The organism is Mycobacterium sp. NAZ190054 (genome assembly GCF_001545925.1).
GTDB lineage: Bacteria > Actinomycetota > Actinomycetes > Mycobacteriales > Mycobacteriaceae > Mycobacterium.
The window spans coordinates 1-16,868 of record NZ_LMVQ01000018.1; the positions used below are offsets into that span (position 1 = coordinate 1).

The window sequence follows — 16,868 nt, forward strand, 5'->3', positions numbered from 1 at the left end:
CGGGACGCGCCATCGGTGCCGTGCTGACGAGCTCGTTGGTCGGTGCGTGGTTCGGTGCGTTCTGCCTGGCCCTGGCCGTACCCTTGGTCCGCCCGCTCGTCCTCAGTTTCGGCCGCGCCCGAGGGTGTTCCGCACCTGGCCAGCCCTGAGAACCTGCCGCCGGGCACGTCGGCCACTCCGACGCAGCAGTCGCGCCTGGGCTACCTGCGCGATCTGTGGCATGCGATGCAGACCCAGGAGGTCAGCGGAAGCAACGCGCTGCTGCTGCTGACGCAGCGGCCGCTGAGCTCGACGGCTCCGATGGGGATGCCCGCCGGCCCGCAGCCGGTGGCGCCGCCCGCGCCGGCACCCGTCCCGGCCCCGGCGCCGGTTGTGCCCTAACCTGTCGCGACGAGACCGTCCGGCACCGCCACCTTCTCGATCCGCGCCGGCACGTGCTTGTGCCACGGCGTCCCGGCGTACGCATCCCGCCACGTGGCCGAGGTCAGCGCGTTCGGTGCGACTCCCGGTACCGAGGTGCCGCCGTCTCCGTCGGCGAAGTCCAGGCCGTATCCGTTCGGCAGCGACGCGTGACCGGCCAGCATCGTGTCGCTGATCTCGACGGTGGCCTCGGCGCTGCCCGCGGCGGTGGTGATCCGGGCCCGGTCGCCGTCGTGGAGTCCGAGCGTCGCGGCGTCCTCGACGCTGATCCGCAGCGCCCCGTCGGCATCCCGTTTGCGCCAGGCCGGGTCACGGATGATGTCGTTGGCGGTGTAGGCCCGGCGCTCGCCCGCCGACAGAACGATCGGATACTCGGGCAAGGTCAGCACGTCCGGTGCCGCGTCGAGCGCCCGCAGGTCGGCGAGCAGCTCCGGAATCTCGATCGCGATCCTGCGGTCCGGGTGGGTGATCAGAGAGAAGTCCTCGTCGTAGTCGTGCACGGTGAACGTCATTCCCGACCGGCCCTCCAGGATCGCGTCGAACAACGCGTTCCCGTCCCGGTGGCCGGCCCGCCGCACCGCGTCGGGATACGTCATCGCGGTCTTCTGCGCCAGACCCCACAGCGCGGCGGCTCCGGCGAGTCCGTCGGGCAGGGCCGGCCCGAGCGTCTCGTACAGCACGAACGGCAGCACTTTGCCGAGCCGGGGATTGGCGCCGACCGCGGTGAGGAACGCCTCGGTGAATGCCTCCCGGCCCTGCGCCGCGGCCCGGCGCAACGGCGCCAGGTCGGCGTCGTCGACGACGCGCAGCGCGCGCATCAGACGCGCCCAGATCTCGGGTTCGGGCAGGGTGCCGGGCAGCGGTGTCATCAGCCGGTGCCGGAGATGGAAGGTGTTGTGCGGGAACTCGAGGTTGAAGAAGGTGGCCTCGACCTTCTCGAACTGTGTCGCCGCGGGAAGCACGTAATGCGCCAGCCGCGCGGTCTCGGTCATCGTCACGTCGATGACCACCAGCAGCTCGAGCGCGCCGAGAGCCCGCGCGACGACGGCCGAGTCGGCGACCGAGTGCGCCGGGTTGCTGCTCTCGACGATCATGGCGCGGAAGCGGTCCGGATGATCGGTCAGGATCTCCTCGGCGATCACGTTGCTGGGCATCAGCCCGCCGATGATGGGGGCGCCGGTGACCGGTGTACGTCCGACCCCGCCGGGCCGGAACAACGGCGCGAATGACGAATGCAGGTGCTGGGCACCGCGTTTGGCGAAATTGCCGGTCAGGATCCACAGCATCTTGTTCAGGTACGAGCACAGCGTGCTGTTCGGTGACTGTTGGATTCCGAGATCCTCGAACACCGCGACGCTGCCGGCCGTACCGATCCGGCGCGCGGCCGATCGCAGCAGATCCTCGTCGACGCCGCAGCGCCGGGCGTACTCGGCGACCGGAACCTGGGCCAGCACCTCACGCACGGCGTCGGCGCCGGTCACGTGGGCCGCCAGAAAGGGCTCGTCACACAGGTTCTCCTGCACCAGCACGGCGGCCAGCGCGGCCAGACACCACGCGTCGGTGCCGGGTCGCACCCGGAGGTGGTAGTCGGCCATCTTCGCGGTGTCGGTGAGGACCGGATCGACGACGATCATCGACCGGGCGGGGTCCTTGGCGATCTCGTGGAGCACCACGCGGGCCCTCGGGAAGCTCTGGGACATCCACGGGTTCTTCCCGACGAACACGGCCACCTCGGCGTGCTCGAACTCTCCGCGGGTGTGACCACCGTAGAAGTGGGAGTCGACCCAGTGCTCTCCGGTCTTCTCCTGGGCCAGCGCGTTGGAACGGTAGTGGGAGCCGAGGGCCTTGAGGAACGCGCCGCTGTAAGCGCCGCCCAGATGGTTACCCTGCCCGCCACCGCCGTAGTAGAGGATCGTGTCGCCGCCGTGCGTGTCGGCGATGCCCCGGAAGCCCGCGGCGATCTCCGATATCGCTGTGTCCCAATCGATTTCCTCGTACGAGCCGTCGGGCCTGCGCCGCATCGGCGAGGTCAGCCGGTTGCGGTTGTTCTGATAGTGGTCCAGCCGCAGCGCCTTGTTGCAGGTGTAGCCGCGCGAGGCGGGGTGGTTCCTGTCGCCGCGGATACGGACGAGTGTCCGGTCCTCGACCTGCACCACGATGCCGCAGTTGCATTCGCACAGGATGCACGCGGTGGGATGCCAGTCGCCGTTTGGTGCCGTCATCGCGGACCTCACTTCCGTCTAGCGGTCTGGGCGCTGAGCAGTTGCCGCAGTTGCTCCTCGACGAGGTTCAGCGGCTGCAGATCGCGCGACGCGCGCGCGACGACGATGGCTCCCTCGAACGAGGTGAGCACGAGCATGGCCAGCGCGGCGGCGTTCTCGGCGTCGACACCGTCCTGGACCAGGCGCTGGGCGAGCACGTCGCGCCAGCGGGCGAAGGCCGCGGCGGCATGCTCGATCACCGCGGCCGCCTGATCGGGCTTGTCCGGGTCACCGGCTTCGACGGCGACCGCGACGACGGGACAGCCGGCACGGAAATCACTGTCCTGCAACTGTTTACGGTAACCGGCGAAGAGCCTGTCGAGAGCTTCGAGGGTGGAGGACGCCTGCGCCAGCCGGTCGGCCATGTATTCGGCTGCGTAGTCGACGGCTTCGCACAGCAACTGGGTGCGGCCGCCGGGAAAGTAGTGATAGGCCGAACCGCGGGGCGCCCCGCTGTGGGCGAGCACATCACCGATGGCCGTCGGGTGCGCACCGCGCTCCCGGATCAGCAGCGCGGCGGAGATCACCATCCGCTCGCGAGGACTCGTCACAGGGCAACCCCTTCCAGCCGGCTATGTATGCAACCCTACATAACACGGCGACCCGGGAACAGGGTTTCCGTAGAATCCCGGTGTGCCCGCAGGTCCGGTGTCCGCGCAACACCTGCGCGATCTCGCGTTGTTGCGTCGTGTCAAAGACCGGATCGACAGGGACTACGCGAAGCCGCTCGACGTCGAAACCCTCGCCCGCGCGGTCGGCATGTCGGCCGGACATCTGTCACGCCAGTTCAAACTCGCCTATGGCGAGTCGCCGTACTCGTATCTGATGACCCGCCGGATCGAGCGCGCGATGGCACTGTTGAGAGGCCGCGACATGAGCGTCACCGAGGTGTGTTTCGCCGTCGGCTGCGCGTCGCTGGGAACCTTCAGCACCCGGTTCACCGAGCTGGTCGGCGTCCCACCCAGCGTGTACCGCAGGGAAGCCGAGGAGGTGATTCCCGGGATCCCGTCGTGCGTGGCCAAAGGGGTCACCAGACCGGTCAGGAATCGAGAAGACTCTGCGCCGGGCCGCCGTTAGCGTGGCCGTCATGGACATCACGATCTACTCCAGTTTCCTGCCGCACACCGATCCGGAGGCCTCGCTGGCGTTCTACCGCGACGCTCTCGGCCTCGAAGTCCGCAACGACGTCGGCTACGCAGACATGCGCTGGATCACCCTGGGCCCGGTGGGTCGGCCCGACACCAACATCGTGCTGACCCCGCCTGCGGCCGATCCCGGTGTGACCGACGAGGAGCGCCGCGTCATTGCCGAGATGATGGCCAAGGGCACCTACGCCGGCATCATGTTCGCCACCACCGACCTCGATGCGCTCTTCGAACGGGTCCAGGCCAGCGGCGCCGAGGTCATGCAGGAACCCACCCACCAGCCGTGGGGAGCGCGCGACTGCGCGTTCCGCGACCCCGCGGGCAGCACCGTCCGGATCCAGGAGCTCACCTAGACCATGCCGCACCCCGCCGACAGTCACGATCTGATCCGCGTCACCGGTGCGCGGGAGAACAACCTCAAAGACATCAGCCTCGAGCTGCCCAAGCGCAGGCTCACGGTGTTCACCGGTGTCTCGGGATCGGGGAAGAGCTCGCTGGTGTTCGACACGATCGCCGCCGAATCGCAGCGGTTGATCAACGAGACCTACAGCGCGTTCGTGCAGGGCTTCATGCCGTCGCTGGCCCGGCCCGACGTCGACGTGCTCGAAGGGCTGACCACGGCGATCATCGTCGACCAGCAGCGCCTCGGCGCCGACCCGCGCTCCACCGTCGGCACCGCGACCGACACCGGGGCGATGCTGCGGATCCTGTTCAGCAGGCTCGGGAAACCGCACATCGGTTCACCGCAGGCGTTCTCGTTCAACGTCGCCTCGATCAGCGGCGCCGGTGCGGTGACCTTCGACAAGGGCGGCAAGACCGTCAAAGAGCGTCGCGAGTTCGCGATCATCGGCGGCATGTGCCCGCGGTGTGAGGGCCGCGGCGCGGTCAACGACTTCGACCTGACCGCCCTCTACGACGAAACCAAGTCCCTCAACGAAGGGGCGCTGACGATCCCGGGCTTCTCGATGGAGGGCTGGTACGGCCGCATCTTCAACGGCTGCGGCTTCTTCGACCCCGACAAGCCGATCAAGGAGTTCACCGCCGAGGAGCTCGACGCGCTGCTGCGCAAGGAGGCCACCAAGCTCAAGATCGACGGCGTCAACCTGACCTACCTCGGGCTGATCCCGCAGATACAGAAGTCGTTCCTGTCCAAGGACGTCGAGGCGATGCAGCCGCACATCCGGGCGTTCGTCGAGCGCGCGGTCATCTTCACGACGTGTCCGGACTGCGACGGCACCCGGCTGTCGGAGACCGCCCGATCGTCGAAGATCAACGGCCTCAACATCGCCGAGGTCTGCGCGATGCAGCTCACCGACCTGGCGGAGTGGATCGGAAGCCTTCGGGAGAAATCGGTCGCGCCACTGCTGGCCGCGCTGCAGCACACGCTGGACTCGTTCGTCGCGATCGGGTTGGGCTACCTGTCACTGGACCGGCCGGCCGGCACGCTGTCCGGGGGAGAGGCCCAGCGGGTCAAGATGATCCGTCACCTCGGCTCGGCGCTGACCGACGTCACCTACGTGTTCGACGAGCCGACCATCGGGCTGCACCCGCACGACATCGCCCGGATGAACGCGCTGCTGCTCCAGCTGCGCGACAAGGGCAACACCGTGCTGGTGGTCGAACACAAACCCGAGACCATCGCGATCGCCGACCATGTCGTGGACCTCGGCCCGGGCGCGGGCACCGACGGTGGCGACATCGTCTTCGAGGGATCTGTGGCAGACCTGCGCCGCAGCGACACGCTCACCGGCAGGCACCTCGACGACCGCGCCGCGCTCAAACCGTCGTTCCGGACCGCCAACGGCGCGTTGCAGATCCGCGGTGCCGACACCCACAACCTGCGTGACGTCGACGTCGACATCCCGCTCGGTGTGCTCGTCGTGGTCACCGGGGTGGCCGGCTCGGGGAAGAGCTCGCTGATCGACGGCTCCGTCGCCGGGATGGACGGCGTGGTGTCGATCGACCAGAGCCCGATCCGCGGCTCCCGGCGCAGCAACCCCGCCACCTACACCGGCGCGCTCGAGCCGATCCGCAAGGCCTTCGCCAAGGCCAACGGCGTCAAACCCGCGTTGTTCAGCTCCAATTCCGAGGGCGCCTGCCCGACCTGTAACGGCGCCGGCGTGATCTTCACCGAGCTCGGGGTGATGGCGACCGTGGAGTCCCCGTGTGAGGAGTGCGAGGGCCGGCGCTTCCAGGCCGAAGTGCTGGAGTACACCCTGGGCGGACGCAACATCGCCGAGGTGCTCGCCATGCCGGTCGCCGAGGCCGCGGCGTTCTTCGCCGCAGGCGAGTCGAAAGTGCCTGCGGCGCAGAAGATCCTGGACCGGATGGCGGATGTGGGCCTGGGTTATCTCACCCTCGGCCAGCCGCTGACCACGCTGTCGGGCGGTGAGCGCCAGCGGCTCAAGCTGGCCGCGCGGCTCAGCGACAAGGGCGCCGACGAGAGCAGCGTCTACATCCTCGACGAGCCGACCACCGGTCTGCACCTGGCCGATGTCGAACAGCTGCTGGGTCTGCTGGACCGCCTGGTGGACTCCGGCAAATCGGTGATCGTCATCGAGCACCACCAGGCCGTGATGGCCCACGCGGACTGGATCATCGATCTGGGGCCCGGCGCGGGACACGACGGCGGCCGGATCGTCTTCGAGGGCACGCCACGACAACTGGTCGAGTCGGCGGACACCCTCACCGCCAAACACCTCGCCTCAGCGATTTCGGCGTAGTTGGTCAACGCCACCGTGACCAACTACGCCGAAATCACGGCTAAACGCTGGCTGCCTCGTTGAGCTCGTTGAGCGTGTTGGTCGCCTCCAGGTACTCCTGCACCCAGCGCTCGATGACGGTCGCGGTCTTCTCCACCTTGGTGAACTGACCGACGACCTGGCCGATCGGGTTGAACGCGACATCGACGGTCTCGTTCGGGTACTTGTGTGTGGCGGCCACGGCCATACCGGAAACCATGTACTGCAACGGCATTCCGAGCGGCTTCGGGTTGTCCGGGTTCTCCCACGCATCGGTCCAGTCGTTGCGCAGCATGCGCGCCGGCTTACCGGTGAACGACCGGCTGCGGACGGTGTCGCGGCTGGTGGCCTTCGCGTACGCGGCGTGCTGGACCGGGGTGTTCTCCGACTCCTCGACCATCACCCACTGCGAACCTGTCCACGCGCCCTGAGCGCCGAGTGCCAGCGCCGCGGCGATCTGCTGCCCGCTGCCGATACCGCCGGCGGCCAGCACAGGAACGGGCGCCACCTCTTTGACGACCTGCGGCCACAGCACGATCGAGCCGACCTCACCGCTGTGCCCGCCGGCCTCGCCGCCCTGGGCGATGATGATGTCCACCCCGGCGTCGGCGTGCTTGCGGGCCTGCGACGGCGATCCGCACAGCGCCGCGACCTTACGGCCCTCGGCGTGGATGTGCTCGATCATGTCCTTGGGCGGGGTGCCCAGCGCGTTGGCGATCAGCGTCATCTTCGGGTGCCGCAGCGCGACCTCGACCTGTGGGGTGGCGGTGGCCTCGGTCCAGCCGAGCAGTTGCAGCGCGTTGTCGTCGCTGTCGTCGGTCGGCACCCCGTGGTCGGCGAGGATCTTCTTGGCGAAGTCCAGGTGCTCCTGCGGCACCAGCGCGTTCAGTGTCGACTTCAGTTCCTCGGCGGACATGCCCGAATCCATGCCCTCGTATTTGTTCGGGATCACGATGTCCACGCCGTACGGGTGGTCGCCGATGTTCTCGTCGATCCAGTTCAGTTCGATCTCGAGCTGTTCGGGGGTGAAGCCCACCGCGCCCAGCACGCCGAAACCTCCCGCCTTGCTGACCGCGACGACCACATCACGGCAGTGGGTGAACGCGAAGATGGGGAATTCGATACCCAATGCGTCGCACAGGGGAGTATGCATAGTCCGCTCCTGGTATGGCCATGGGGAACACGAGGGTCAAAATTGGAACGTGTTCTACTTTAGTACACCCAGCAGGCCGCCGGTGGTGCCTTTACCCGGCGTCCGGACGCGGAGGACGGGCCAGCCGCGGGCGGCGGCGACCGCCGCCAGTTCCCGCCGCGGGTTCACCGGGCGCGGATGGCCCACCAGCGACATCAGCGCGATGTCCTCGTTGCCGTCGGCGTAGAAGAAGCTGCGCGACAGGTCTACGCCGCCGCTGGCGCAGAACCGCTCGACGGCTGCGGCCTTCTGCCTGCCCCAGATCACGGGCCTGGCGATCCTGCCGGTGAGCCGGCCCCGGTCGTCGAGCTCGAAGTGGTTGCACAGCACGTGGTCGATCTCCAGATAGCGGGCGACCGGTTCGGCGTGGATCGTCAGCGCCGACGAGCTGAGCACCACCGTGTGCCCGCGTCGCTGGTGGGCCAACACGATCTCACGCATCACCGGGAACACCCGCGACCTCACCCGCTCGGCGAACAGCCGCTCGCCGACCACGTCGAGGTCGGCCAGCGACTCGCCGCGAAGGTAGCCGGCGGCGCGCTCCAGCAGCCTGCCGAAATTCACCCGGCCGATCTTGTAGCGCATGGCCGCCTCGATGACACCGGTGACCTCGCCGATCCGGGCCTGGCGGCGACGGATGCGGTCGCCGGCGTGTGCGGTGGCGGTGAACCCGTCCACGAGCGTGCCGTCGAGGTCGAAGAACGCGCCGACCTGCGGCCCGGGCGGACCGGCGGCGATGTCGGCGACCGGATCCACCGGTGTCGCGGCGTCAGCGGTCACATTCCGCTCCTCGTATCACGGGCCCGCACTGGGCTGACAAGCCATGCTACGGGCGGCGCCGTCAGTCCTGGTTTACTCTGTGCCCTGGTCGCTGCGGAAGCCGGCCACGGTAGTTTGGTCTTGCCGGGTTCAGGATGCAGCCTGCGTGACTAGCACTGTTGTGCCCTCGCAGAATGCGATGAGCGGCCTGACATGGAAGGTGAACCTTGGACGAACAAGCAGCCGAAGGCACGGGCGCGGCAGGGGCGTCGAACTGTGTCGTGACTGAGCGATGGGTCGATCGGACGGCCGTCGTAGGAGTGTCCGGGGTCGTCGACATGCTCACCTCACCCCAGCTGGAGACGGCGATCGACACCGCCTTGAACCAGCAGCCCGCAGCGGTGGTGATCGACTTCACCGACGTCGAGTTCCTCGCGTCGGCCGGCATGGGCGTCCTGGTGGCCGCGCACGACAAGGCCGGCTCCGACGTGACGATCAGCGTGGTGGCCGACGGCCCCGCGACGAGTCGCCCCCTCAAGTTGGTCGGTATCGCCGACATCGTGCGGCTCTACCCGAACCTCGACGAGGCGCTCGCGGCGCGCGACACGTAGGACTCCGCTTAGGAAGATGCTTTGAGGGGTAGCCAGCGACTGCCATGATCGATTCCATGCCTCCGGCCGAGGTAGCCAATGCAGAACGCTTTGAGCGGTTCGGTGTCGATGCAGACGCTGGCGCGGTCGCGCGGGTGCGGCAGGAGATCACCGACTGGTTGAAGCGCTTCTTCGTTCTGGATGACGTCCGCATCAGCGATGTGGTGCTCGCGGTCAACGAAGCGCTGGCAAACGCCGCCGAATTCGCCTACCTGCAAGCCGACCGGCCCGGCACGATCGACATCCACGCCGTTCACGATCCGCAGGCGCAGACGCTGACGGTGTGCATCGAGGACCGCGGCATGTGGCGTAAGCGCCAGATCGAGCCGGCGCCTCGCACCCGTGGCCGCGGCATCCCGTTGATGGAGACGCTCGCCGACTGCGCGACGATCGAACCGTCGACGAGCGGCACCACCGTCCGGCTGGAGTGGCGCGACGTCCGCCGCAGCTGATCACCGCAGCGCGCGGTAGGTGCCCTGTCCGGTCACCAGCGGCAGGTCGAGCGTGCTGCGGATCCCCGGTTCGGCGGCGATGACGTCGGGGATCGCGTTGACGATCCGGCCCGCCGCGGCCAGGATCGCCGCGTAGTTGTGGTCGCCGTTGCGGCTCGTCGGGCAGATGTCCATCACATACGACGGTTCGCCGGTGATCTCCACCCGGTAGGAGCCGCCCTCCTGGGCCGGCTGCGCCCAGTCCGGCCGAAGGTCCCCGCGCAGCCGGGTGATGTGCTCGACGACGATCGCGGGCCGGCCGTCGACCAAACCTTCGATCAGGAACCGCACGGCGGCGACGGTTCCCTTCTTGATCGTTCCGACCGCCACCTCGAAATCCTCCGGCGCCGGCTCCTGTTCGACCGTGTCCCGGATCTCGCCGACCTCGACACCGAGGCCCGCCGCGAGCTGCCTGATCCCGACGCCCCAGGCGGCGCTGAGCATGCCGGGCTGGTAGAGGAACGGCAGGTCGCCGATCTCGTTCCCGAACCCCATCACGTCGAACATCACCGTCGCACCGTCGTAGGTGGCGTAGTCCGCGATCTCCATCGTGCGGATCTGGCTGATGCTCTGGCAGGTGCTCGCCAGCGCCAGGGGCAGCAGGTCGGTGACGAACCCGGGGTCGACACCGGTGATGAACAGGCTCGCGTTCCCTTGGCGCGCAGCGCTTTCCACCCGCTCGATGGCACGGTCGGGAATGACGCCCCACGGGTAGGCCAGGAAACCGGGGGAGGATCCGACGACGTTGACACCCGCTTCGAGGAGACGGCGCACGTCGGCCAGCGCCTCCTTGGGCCGCACGTCGCCCATCGCGCAGTACACCGCGCAGTCCGGCCGCGCGTCGATGACGGCGCCCAGGTCGTCGACCGCCGCCACGCCGGTCGTCACGTCCAGCCGCGCGAGTTCACCGGCGTCCCTGCCGACCTTCGCGTCGGAGGACACCCAGACGCCGGTGAGCTCGAACCGGTCGTCCTCGATCAGCTGGCGCAGCGCCAGGCTGCCGCAGTTTCCGGTGCCGATGAGCGCCACTCGAATAGCCATGGCGAGCAGTATGCGTCGCGGAAAACGAAATAGGAACAGGTTCTAGTTTGTGTCTACCCGTGCGGTACCCTGACGCCCCATGGGACGCGTGGACGGAAAAGTGGCACTCATCAGCGGCGGGGCACAGGGAATGGGCGCGGCCGACGCGCGTGCACTGGTCGCCGAGGGCGCCAAGGTCGTCATCGGCGACATCCTCGACGACAAGGGCCAGGCGCTGGCCGAGGAGATCAACGCCGAGACCCCCGACTCGATCCGGTACGTGCATCTCGACGTGACCCAGGCCGACCAGTGGGAGGCCGCCGTCGCGCTCGCGGTCAACGACTTCGGCAAGCTCAACGTGCTCGTCAACAACGCAGGCACGGTGGCGCTGGGGCAGATCGGCCAGTTCGACATGGCCAAGTGGCAGAAGGTCATCGACGTGAACCTGACCGGGACGTTCCTCGGCATGCAGGCGTCGGTGGAGGCGATGAAGGCCGCCGGGGGCGGGTCGATCATCAACATCTCGTCGATCGAAGGCCTGCGCGGCGCCGTGATGGTGCACCCCTATGTCGCGTCCAAGTGGGCGGTGCGCGGCCTGACCAAGTCCGCGGCCCTCGAACTCGGGGCGCACAACATCCGGGTCAACTCGGTGCACCCCGGTTTCATCCGCACCCCGATGACCAAACACTTCCCGGACAACATGCTGCGCATCCCGCTGGGCCGGCCGGGCCAGCCCGAAGAGGTCGCCACGTTCGTGGTGTTCCTGGCCAGCGACGAGTCGCGGTACTCGACCGGCGCCGAGTTCGTGATGGACGGTGGCCTCACCAACGACGTGCCGCACAAGTAGGTCCGGCAGGCCTGCGTAAGGTCAGGTCTTGTGAGCGCACGGGCCGGCATCGTGGTGACGGGGACCGAGGTCCTCACCGGACGCGTCCAGGACCGTAACGGCCCCTGGCTCGCCGACCGGCTGCTGGAACTCGGCGTCGAGCTGCGGCACATCACCCTGTGCGGAGACCGACCCGCCGACATCGAGGCACAGCTGGACTTCCTGGCCGCCCAGGGCGTCGACCTCATCATCACCAGCGGCGGTCTCGGGCCGACCGCCGACGACCTGACGGTGGAGATCGTGTCCCGGTTCTGCGGCCGGGAACTGGTCCTCGACACCGGACTCGAAGCGACGATCGGCGAGATCGTCACCGGCATGATGGCGAGGTTCCCCGGCGTCGACCCCGAGGCGGTGCTGGCGGCCAACCGCAAACAGGCGCTGGTGCCGGCGGGCGCGGTGATCCTGGACCCGGTGGGCACCGCGCCCGGGCTGGTGGTCCCCGGCACCCCGACCGTCGTCGTGCTGCCCGGTCCACCCCGCGAACTGCAGCCGATGTGGCGGGCGGCCGTCGACACCGACCCGGTGCAGCACGCGATCGCGGGGCGCACCCGGTACCAGCAGCAGACGATCCGGATGTTCGGGCTGCCCGAATCCGGGCTGGCCGACACCCTGCGCGACGCCGAGAAGACCGTCGACGGGTTCGACCGGTTGGAGATCACCACGTGTCTGAGGCGCGGTGAGCTCGAGATCGTGACCCGCTTCGAACCGCCGGACGCGGCTGCCTACACCGACCTGGTGGCGGTGCTGCGGGACCGCCACCGTCGCGAGATCTTCTCCGAGGACGGCAGCTTCGTCGACGACCAGATCGCCGGACTGCTCGCCGGGCGCAGCATCGCGACCGCCGAATCGTGCACCGCCGGGCTGCTGGCCGCCCGGTTGACCGAGCGCGCGGGTTCCTCGGCGTACGTCGCCGGCGGGGTGGTGTCCTACTCGAACGCGGCCAAGATCGACCTGCTGGGCGTCGACCCCGCGCTGATCGACGCGCACGGCGCGGTGTCCGAACCGGTGGCCGAGGCGATGGCCGCCGGTGCGCTGCGCCGTTTCGGGGCCGACACCGCGGTCGCGATCACCGGCATCGCCGGACCCGGCGGCGGCACCGCGGCCAAGCCGGTCGGCACCGTGTGCTTCTCGGTGGCACTCGCCGACGGCGCCACACTCACCCGGACGACGCGGCTACCGGGTGACCGGTCCGACGTCCGCGAACGCTCCACGACCGTGGCGATGCATCTGCTCCGAAGGGCACTGACCGGCGACGGTTAGGGTGGTCGCGACAGCATTGCCAACCCACCGCCCCGAACATGGAGAGACACACCGATGGTTGACACCGACGAGCGGCAGGCGGTCACGGCGCTCGCCGAGCAGACCGGTTGGAATCACCGCGCCGCGGATCGCAGCGACTACTTCGACAAGGGCGTCGTCCGCATCCACCTCGTCTGGCAGGGCGACGCCGCGATCAGCGGCGGCACGCTCTACCACGACGACATCATGCAGACCTACAGCAAGGATCTGCCCACCGTGCAGGGCTGGCTGAAGCGCTGAGTTCAGCGTTTGTCGTGCGCTTCCCAGAGGTCACTCATGGCCTGCATGATCCCCTGGGCCTCGCCCAGACCGCCGAGGTGGCTCTCGCCGGGTAGCGGGTAGAACTCCGCGTCGGGCAGCAACGCCACGATGTGCTTGCCGTGGTCGAACGGCACGATGTGGTCGCAGTCGCCGTGCCACCAGCGGACCGGCACCTTCACCTCGTCGAGCCGGAATCCCCAGTCGCGGGCGAACACCACGACGTCGGCGAACGGTGCAGCCAGTTGGCGGCGGCTGCCGTTGAGCAGGTCGTCGAGGAACATCGCCTTGAACTCCGGGCGCACCAGAAGGCGCCGGTCCCCTTCCGGCGAGATGCTCGCGTACAGGTACAGCGCCGGCTCGGCGACCGGCTTGATCAGCCGGATCAGCCCGGTGGCGACCACGCTGAGCGGGGTGCCGACGTGTTCGAGCAACGGCGCGACGGACAGGCCGACGTTGCCCATGATGCCCCCGCCGATGCCGTCGGCGCCCTGCGTCGGCGCGACACCGCCGAGCACGCCGACGGCGACCACCCGGTCCGGCATCACCGCGGCGCACCCCAACGTGTACGGGCCACCGCCGGAGAGCCCGATGATCTCCATCCGGTCGATGCCCAGGGTGTCGGCGACGGTGCGCAGATCGTCGGCGAAGTCGATGACCCGGTGGTACTCGTGCGGTGTCGACGAACCGATGCCGGGCCGGTCGACGCCGATCAGCCGGATGCCGTTCTTCTCGGCGAACACCCGCGCCTCGACCGGGATCTGTCGTCGCGCGCCCGGTGTGCCGTGCAGCCAGAAGATCGCCCGGCCCTGCGGATCGCCGAACTCGGCGAATCCGAGCTGGCGGTCCTCACCGACGAGGACTTTGCCTTCGAGCTTGGGACGTGCGATGTCGACAGCCATGCGCGAAAGTGTCGCACGCCTCAGTCGGCCGCTTGACCGGCTCTCCCGAACAGGTAGGACGCGACCGTCGTCAGCCGGTCGCCGGCACCCTCGTCGTGCATCGTGACCCGTACCGCGATACGGCCGTCGGCTCCGGGCAGCGGCTCGGCCTCGACGCGGAACGGCCCCGTCTTGCCGCGTGCGACGAACATGACATGGGACGCCACTCCGTGCAGGTGCGTCGTGCCGGCCACCTCGGCCGCCCGGTGCCGCGCCGCGGCTTCCAGCACGACGAACTGCGGACCGATGTGCAGCGCGGCGTCGGGGGAGGCGACGTCGACGGACAGTCGGGGCAGCGCCCAGCGCCCGTCGTCGCGCAACCCGGCACCGAACACCTCCCACAGCGGCGGCAGGTCCGGGGAGTCGACGATCTCCAGCGGGTTGGCCTCCATCTTCTGCAGGCCGTCGGGCGGAGTCCCGATGCTGATGCCCTGCCCCTTGGTCAGCGCGAGCACCCGGCCGGGGTTGTCGGCGTCGACAATCTTCGACCGGCTGTACCCCATCTGCCGACCGCGCTTGAGTCCCTCCGAGACGATCTCGATGCGGCTGACCCCGACACCGGGATCGAGGACCTGGCAGGAGTGGATCACCGGGTTGGGCACCGCCTCCAGGGTCGGACATCTGCCCGCCCTCCGGCGACGCGATGCCGAGCACGGCCAGCAGCAGCCCACCCGCTCCGTCGCGCATGTCGCGGCGCACCGCGACGGTGTTGTCCTCCGGCCCCAGATCCATCTGGGCGTAGCGGCGCCCGATATAGCGGTAGCTGAGCAGCCCACCCCAGCGTCGGCGGAGTTCCTCGGCGTACTCCTGCGGCGAATCCGCCAGTTCCCGAATGTCTCTGAGCATGCGCACCCCTGATTTCAGCCGACGGCCGCGGAGTAGCCGACGACACCGAGACCGACCGCCAGCACGCACAGCACGAAGGTCCCGACGGCGAACGGCCAGGCGGTCTTTCGGCGGGCGAGTTGGACGACGGTCACCACCAGCCCCGCCACACCCACGGCCCCTGCCGCCAGCAGCGAGGTGAAGACGGCGTTGACCGCGCCGTCGACACTGCAGGTCTCCGGTGGGCAGTGGTCGAGAAAGGCCAGCGAGAACAGGCCGAGGAACGCGGCGACACCGCCGAAGAGCACGGTGAGTACCAGCACCACGATCGAGATCACGATGTCGGCGCCGGAACGCCGCGGCGCGGCGGGCACCACGTACCCGGGATATCCCACGGCGTCAGTCTTCCCCGGATCCGGATGACACGGAGGGCTTCTCGTCGAAGCCGCGGTCCCTGGCCACCATCGCGTCGGTGATGTTGAGCGCGACGAGGACGTCCGCGGCGGTGATGAACAACCCCCACCAGTACATCCATCGCAACCCCGGATCGGGCTGGGCGGCGAAGTACACGAACAAAAAGATCGGGCCGACGATCCCGAAAACCAGCATCATGGCCTGAATCCGCACGTACAGCCACAGTGTCGACATCGAGGCGAAGTCTCCCGCGTCGGCATTCTCCCGTCAACGGATGGGCCCGACGCGGTCCGCAGGCGGCGACGCAATGAGAGAATCCACGGATGCGTCGACTCGTCCGGTTCACTCTCGCAGCCCTTGCCGTCGTCACCGCCAGTGGACTCGGCGTGCTGCCGGGCGGTACCGGTGTGGCCGTGGCCCAACCGGATCTGTCCGCCAGCGGCGTGGTGCCGGTGCCGTTCAGCCAGGCGTGGCGGCGCTGCGACTTCAGCAAGTTCGAGTACACCGGTCCCGACTCGTACGGCAGGGTCTTCAGCCAGTTCCGCGTCGCGGGCGGCGAACTGGTCGTCGATGTGCAGATGGCCACCGGGGTGCCGAACACGCCGTACGACGTCCGCGTGATCCAACTGCCACGCGCGTCGGCGGCGGGCTGCGCCGCGGGTGACCCGGGAGTGCTCGCCGCGACGCTGTTCACCGACGCCGCAGGAGGGGGAGCGGTCACCGTGCGCGGACCGATCGCGTCCGGCGCCACCGGGGTGTGGGCCTCGGTGACCCGGCCGAGCCCGATGTCCCAGACGCCTCAGGAGTTCTACACCACCGACTTCATCGTGTCGTTCTGAGTCCCGTCCAACACTGCGCCACAACGCTTTTCAGGCGGGCACCACGACGGTCAGGTGGTCATCGCGCCGCTCGACGCGCATATCGGCGCGTCTGGCCACGGCTGCCACGGCGGCGGCATCGGCGGGTTCGGACCGGGTGGTCGCCAGCGCGCGGGCCAGCCGCCCCTTGTGCGCCTTGTTGAAGTGGCTGACGGTGGTGCGCCGGCCGTCGGCGTGTTCGGCGACCACGTCGACCGACACCGCGCCGGGCACCCTGCCCAACGCCGCATAGGAGCCCGACCGCAGGTCGACGACCAACTCGCGCTGGACGATCGCCGCGAGCACGGGCTCGAGGACGGGTTTCCAGCGGGCCGCCAGGGTCGGACCGCCCGGCAGTTTGGAGCCCGCCGACAGGCGGTAGGCCGGGATGCGGTCGCCGGCCCGCAACAGGCCGAACAACGCGGAGCCGACGGCCAGTCGAGCCTCGGCGCGGCCGGCCGCGGCGCCTTTGAGCGATTCGACGTCGAGCGCGTCGTAGAGCACACCCGTGTAGCGGCGGATCGCGGGCAGGGTCGGCGCCGTGCGCAGGGCGGCATTGCGGTCGATCTCGGCGTCCTGGGCCGGGGAGATCCCGAGCGCCTTGCGGCTGGCGGGCCGGTCGGCGGCCAGCTCGACGAGTCGTTCGGCCTCCCGCCGGTGCGCGATGTGGCGCAACAGTTCCGGGGCGACGAGCAGGTCACGTCCGGCC

General features: G+C 69.0%; 19 protein-coding genes and 1 pseudogene. 10 read left to right on the forward strand and 10 right to left on the reverse strand.

What is annotated here, in order from left to right:
- The first annotated feature begins 54 nt into the window (after positions 1 to 54).
- The gene (locus tag ASJ79_RS02090) at positions 55 to 381 is read left to right on the forward strand and encodes a hypothetical protein (RefSeq protein ID WP_369803605.1); all 327 of its coding nucleotides are present in this window, start codon (positions 55 to 57) and stop codon (positions 379 to 381) included.
- On the opposite strand, the gene ASJ79_RS02095 is transcribed toward ASJ79_RS02090, so the two are convergent.
- Both ASJ79_RS02095 and ASJ79_RS02100 read right to left on the reverse strand, forming a co-directional pair.
- A complete protein-coding gene (locus ASJ79_RS02095; protein WP_067952749.1) occupies positions 378 to 2,642 on the reverse strand; it encodes a molybdopterin-dependent oxidoreductase in 2,265 nt (754 codons plus the stop codon). The two genes, ASJ79_RS02090 and ASJ79_RS02095, sit on opposite strands and share 4 nt — an antisense overlap.
- Before the next feature lie 8 nt (positions 2,643 to 2,650).
- On the reverse strand, positions 2,651 to 3,232 hold the full coding sequence (locus ASJ79_RS02100) for a TetR/AcrR family transcriptional regulator (RefSeq protein WP_067952751.1): 582 nt from the start codon (positions 3,230 to 3,232) through the stop codon (positions 2,651 to 2,653).
- Between the two features lie 82 nt (positions 3,233 to 3,314).
- Here ASJ79_RS02100 and ASJ79_RS02105 point away from each other — a divergent pair, with 82 nt between their 5' ends.
- The 3 genes from ASJ79_RS02105 to ASJ79_RS02115 are packed head-to-tail and all read left to right on the forward strand — an operon-like array spanning position 3,315 to position 6,549.
- Positions 3,315 to 3,758, forward strand: coding sequence for a helix-turn-helix transcriptional regulator (locus tag ASJ79_RS02105; RefSeq protein ID WP_067952753.1), 444 nt, complete (start codon positions 3,315 to 3,317; stop codon positions 3,756 to 3,758).
- A gap of 10 nt (positions 3,759 to 3,768) precedes the next feature.
- Complete coding sequence (locus ASJ79_RS02110; RefSeq protein WP_067952784.1) at positions 3,769 to 4,179, forward strand: VOC family protein; 411 nt, start codon at positions 3,769 to 3,771, stop codon at positions 4,177 to 4,179.
- A 3-nt stretch (positions 4,180 to 4,182) separates the two neighbouring features.
- Positions 4,183 to 6,549 (forward strand): excinuclease ABC subunit UvrA, encoded by a 2,367-nt coding sequence (locus tag ASJ79_RS02115; RefSeq protein ID WP_067952755.1) that lies wholly within the window; start codon positions 4,183 to 4,185, stop codon positions 6,547 to 6,549.
- A 40-nt stretch (positions 6,550 to 6,589) separates the two neighbouring features.
- Here the strand turns inward: ASJ79_RS02115 and ASJ79_RS02120 are convergent, their stop codons facing one another.
- Positions 6,590 to 7,720, reverse strand: a complete 1,131-nt coding sequence (locus tag ASJ79_RS02120; RefSeq protein ID WP_067952757.1) for a nitronate monooxygenase — start codon at positions 7,718 to 7,720, stop codon at positions 6,590 to 6,592.
- A gap of 54 nt (positions 7,721 to 7,774) precedes the next feature.
- On the reverse strand, positions 7,775 to 8,539 hold the full coding sequence (locus ASJ79_RS02125; RefSeq protein ID WP_067952759.1) for an HAD family phosphatase: 765 nt from the start codon (positions 8,537 to 8,539) through the stop codon (positions 7,775 to 7,777).
- Between the two features lie 206 nt (positions 8,540 to 8,745).
- Here ASJ79_RS02125 and ASJ79_RS02130 point away from each other — a divergent pair, with 206 nt between their 5' ends.
- Together ASJ79_RS02130 and ASJ79_RS02135 are read left to right on the forward strand one after the other, a co-directional pair.
- Positions 8,746 to 9,129, forward strand: coding sequence for an STAS domain-containing protein (locus ASJ79_RS02130; protein ID WP_067952761.1), 384 nt, complete (start codon positions 8,746 to 8,748; stop codon positions 9,127 to 9,129).
- Between the two features lie 44 nt (positions 9,130 to 9,173).
- Entirely contained in the window at positions 9,174 to 9,620 is a 447-nt protein-coding gene (locus ASJ79_RS02135) for an ATP-binding protein (RefSeq protein ID WP_067952763.1), read from the forward strand.
- Here ASJ79_RS02135 and ASJ79_RS02140 read toward each other — a convergent pair whose 3' ends face one another.
- The gene (locus ASJ79_RS02140) at positions 9,621 to 10,700 is read right to left on the reverse strand and encodes a diacylglycerol kinase (protein WP_067952765.1); all 1,080 of its coding nucleotides are present in this window, start codon (positions 10,698 to 10,700) and stop codon (positions 9,621 to 9,623) included.
- Positions 10,701 to 10,779: 79 nt separating this feature from the next.
- On the opposite strand from ASJ79_RS02140, the gene ASJ79_RS02145 reads away from it, so the two are divergent.
- From ASJ79_RS02145 to ASJ79_RS02155, 3 genes are read left to right on the forward strand one after another with little or no spacing between them, the layout of a single operon-like run.
- Positions 10,780 to 11,526 carry a glucose 1-dehydrogenase gene (locus ASJ79_RS02145; RefSeq protein ID WP_067952767.1) on the forward strand — a complete coding sequence of 249 codons (747 nt, stop codon included), beginning with the start codon at positions 10,780 to 10,782 and terminating at the stop codon, positions 11,524 to 11,526.
- 30 nt (positions 11,527 to 11,556) lie between these two features.
- Positions 11,557 to 12,825 (forward strand): competence/damage-inducible protein A, encoded by a 1,269-nt coding sequence (locus ASJ79_RS02150; protein WP_067952769.1) that lies wholly within the window; start codon positions 11,557 to 11,559, stop codon positions 12,823 to 12,825.
- A gap of 54 nt (positions 12,826 to 12,879) precedes the next feature.
- Positions 12,880 to 13,104 (forward strand): hypothetical protein, encoded by a 225-nt coding sequence (locus tag ASJ79_RS02155; RefSeq protein WP_067952771.1) that lies wholly within the window; start codon positions 12,880 to 12,882, stop codon positions 13,102 to 13,104.
- 2 nt (positions 13,105 to 13,106) lie between these two features.
- On the opposite strand, the gene ASJ79_RS02160 is transcribed toward ASJ79_RS02155, so the two are convergent.
- The 4 genes and pseudogenes from ASJ79_RS02160 to ASJ79_RS02175 form a co-directional block, all read right to left on the reverse strand.
- Positions 13,107 to 14,024 carry an alpha/beta fold hydrolase gene (locus ASJ79_RS02160; protein WP_067952773.1) on the reverse strand — a complete coding sequence of 306 codons (918 nt, stop codon included), beginning with the start codon at positions 14,022 to 14,024 and terminating at the stop codon, positions 13,107 to 13,109.
- 20 nt (positions 14,025 to 14,044) lie between these two features.
- A pseudogene (locus ASJ79_RS02165) lies at positions 14,045 to 14,909 on the reverse strand (hypothetical protein).
- A 14-nt stretch (positions 14,910 to 14,923) separates the two neighbouring features.
- Positions 14,924 to 15,283, reverse strand: coding sequence for a hypothetical protein (locus ASJ79_RS02170; RefSeq protein WP_067952775.1), 360 nt, complete (start codon positions 15,281 to 15,283; stop codon positions 14,924 to 14,926).
- A gap of 4 nt (positions 15,284 to 15,287) precedes the next feature.
- Positions 15,288 to 15,536: a hypothetical protein gene (locus tag ASJ79_RS02175; RefSeq protein WP_067952777.1), complete on the reverse strand. Its 249-nt coding sequence runs from the start codon at positions 15,534 to 15,536 to the stop codon at positions 15,288 to 15,290.
- 89 nt (positions 15,537 to 15,625) lie between these two features.
- Between ASJ79_RS02175 and ASJ79_RS02180 the strand changes: the two genes are divergently transcribed.
- Entirely contained in the window at positions 15,626 to 16,141 is a 516-nt protein-coding gene (locus tag ASJ79_RS02180) for a hypothetical protein (protein ID WP_067952779.1), read from the forward strand.
- Positions 16,142 to 16,171: 30 nt separating this feature from the next.
- Here ASJ79_RS02180 and yaaA read toward each other — a convergent pair whose 3' ends face one another.
- A complete protein-coding gene (gene yaaA, locus ASJ79_RS02185) occupies positions 16,172 to 16,855 on the reverse strand; it encodes a peroxide stress protein YaaA (RefSeq protein WP_082753615.1) in 684 nt (227 codons plus the stop codon).
- Positions 16,856 to 16,868 lie beyond the last annotated feature (13 nt).

Bases quoted from the DNA above. Each gene is read 5' to 3' on its own strand.
- ASJ79_RS02145 (WP_067952767.1), top strand. From the start codon at position 10,780: ATGGGACGCGTGGACGGAAAAGTGGCACTCATCAGCGGCGGGGCACAG.
- ASJ79_RS02115 (WP_067952755.1), top strand. From the start codon at position 4,183: ATGCCGCACCCCGCCGACAGTCACGATCTGATCCGCGTCACCGGTGCG.
- ASJ79_RS02180 (WP_067952779.1), top strand. From the start codon at position 15,626: ATGCGTCGACTCGTCCGGTTCACTCTCGCAGCCCTTGCCGTCGTCACC.
- ASJ79_RS02110 (WP_067952784.1), top strand. From the start codon at position 3,769: ATGGACATCACGATCTACTCCAGTTTCCTGCCGCACACCGATCCGGAG.
- ASJ79_RS02140 (WP_067952765.1), bottom strand. From the start codon at position 10,700: ATGGCTATTCGAGTGGCGCTCATCGGCACCGGAAACTGCGGCAGCCTG.
- ASJ79_RS02095 (WP_067952749.1), bottom strand. From the start codon at position 2,642: ATGACGGCACCAAACGGCGACTGGCATCCCACCGCGTGCATCCTGTGC.
- ASJ79_RS02120 (WP_067952757.1), bottom strand. From the start codon at position 7,720: ATGCATACTCCCCTGTGCGACGCATTGGGTATCGAATTCCCCATCTTC.
- ASJ79_RS02175 (WP_067952777.1), bottom strand. From the start codon at position 15,536: ATGTCGACACTGTGGCTGTACGTGCGGATTCAGGCCATGATGCTGGTT.
- ASJ79_RS02135 (WP_067952763.1), top strand. From the start codon at position 9,174: ATGATCGATTCCATGCCTCCGGCCGAGGTAGCCAATGCAGAACGCTTT.
- ASJ79_RS02160 (WP_067952773.1), bottom strand. From the start codon at position 14,024: ATGGCTGTCGACATCGCACGTCCCAAGCTCGAAGGCAAAGTCCTCGTC.
- ASJ79_RS02155 (WP_067952771.1), top strand. From the start codon at position 12,880: ATGGTTGACACCGACGAGCGGCAGGCGGTCACGGCGCTCGCCGAGCAG.